Source organism: Aerococcus sp. L_32 (assembly GCF_050689315.1).
On the sequence record NZ_JBOEQF010000733.1, the window covers coordinates 1 to 898 of the forward strand.

Below are 898 nucleotides of genomic sequence, written 5' to 3' on the forward strand. Positions count from 1 at the left end.
GCGGCCTTATTGAAGGCAACTTTCCCAGCGGCGGCTTCACCAAATGCATTCGTAGTGCGGTTTGATTATGAAATTCTGTGCAAGAAGGTGGATGACGATACGGAGACCCGTCAAGAAATTGAGCGGATGCTATCTAATCAACTAGGTCACCCAACAAAGATGTATTATTTAACGAGTGACCAGTGGCAGTCTGCTCGACAAAGTTATGTTCAGGCTATGAAAAATGGCGAATTAGGCGATCTAGTGGGTAGTGATGCGATTGCTACGAAAGGATCAGCAACGGACGCGGAAGCCTTTACCCAAGAAGATGAAGTGGTGGATGATGGGCTGGATGAGAACGGATTGAATGAGGAAGAATCACGTTCGCGTCAAGAGCAAGTCGATCAAGCAACTTCACTATTTGGTAAGGATAATGTTACAATAATAGATGATTAGGTCATGGGGCTTGATGCCAAAATGACAATGAATATGTAATTTAAAAAATATGAAAAGCTAAAAGGAGACGATAAAATGGCAGGCGGAATGGCAAATATGCAACAAATGATGCGTAAAATGCAAAAGATGCAACAAGAGATGGAGTCAGAACAAAAGAATATTGAAACAAAAGAGTTTCAAGGGACTGAACCATCAGGTATGGTGAACGTGACGGTAACAGGTGACCGCCGTGTGAAAGCAATCAACATCAAACCGGATGCAGTCGATCCAGAAGACGTTGATATGTTACAAGATTTATTGATTGAAGCAGTGAACAACGGACTTGGAAAAGTAGACGCTGAAACTGCAAACGTTATGGGCAAATACACTAAAGGTATCCCAGGACTATAATCAAGGCAAAGAATATGGTTGATAATGATGGACCATTTATACCATGGGTAGCGGGACTACGCATGGTATTTTT

The 898-nt window shown here is 42.2% G+C and carries 1 protein-coding gene and 1 pseudogene; both read left to right on the forward strand.

Features of this window, described 5'->3' with window-relative positions:
* A pseudogene (locus ACRCJ0_RS16035) lies at positions 1-435 on the forward strand (DNA polymerase III subunit gamma/tau); the annotation flags it as partial.
* 75 nt (positions 436-510) lie between these two features.
* Entirely contained in the window at positions 511-825 is a 315-nt protein-coding gene (locus tag ACRCJ0_RS16040) for a YbaB/EbfC family nucleoid-associated protein (RefSeq protein ID WP_338191834.1), read from the forward strand.
* Positions 826-898 lie beyond the last annotated feature (73 nt).